Here is a 262-nt window from a genome sequence, read left to right as displayed (position 1 = left end):
TTACAGAGCAGTCTACGCAGTAAAGATTGGGGAGAAAATTTATGTCCTGCACGCTTTTCAAAAGAAATCAAAGCAGGGGATTAAAACTCCACTAGCTGATGTTGATCTGATCAAACAACGCTATAAAGACGCAGTAGCAAGAGAGAAGCAAGAATGACACAGGAACCAGTTTTTGAAGAAAGCAGTGGTAACGTATTCGCTGACCTCGGTTTGTCGAATGCTTCGGAACTTTTTACGCGGGGCAAAATAGGGATTCAGGTAC

1 protein-coding gene and 1 pseudogene are annotated in these 262 nt (G+C 42.7%); both read left to right on the top strand.

Annotated elements, in window-relative coordinates:
- Positions 1–157: type II toxin-antitoxin system RelE/ParE family toxin (locus GNE10_RS35195; protein WP_185570590.1), on the top strand; the 157-nt coding region annotated here is incomplete at its 5' end.
- Positions 154–262: pseudogene (locus GNE10_RS36455) on the top strand (XRE family transcriptional regulator); the annotation flags it as partial. The gene GNE10_RS35195 and the pseudogene GNE10_RS36455, both read left to right, overlap by 4 nt.

The organism is Nostoc sp. 2RC, assembly GCF_014222165.1.
Taxonomy (GTDB): domain Bacteria; phylum Cyanobacteriota; class Cyanobacteriia; order Cyanobacteriales; family Nostocaceae; genus Nostoc; species Nostoc linckia.
Note: the sequence above shows the minus strand (reverse complement) of the source record. Positions and strands in the feature narration are given on the sequence as shown.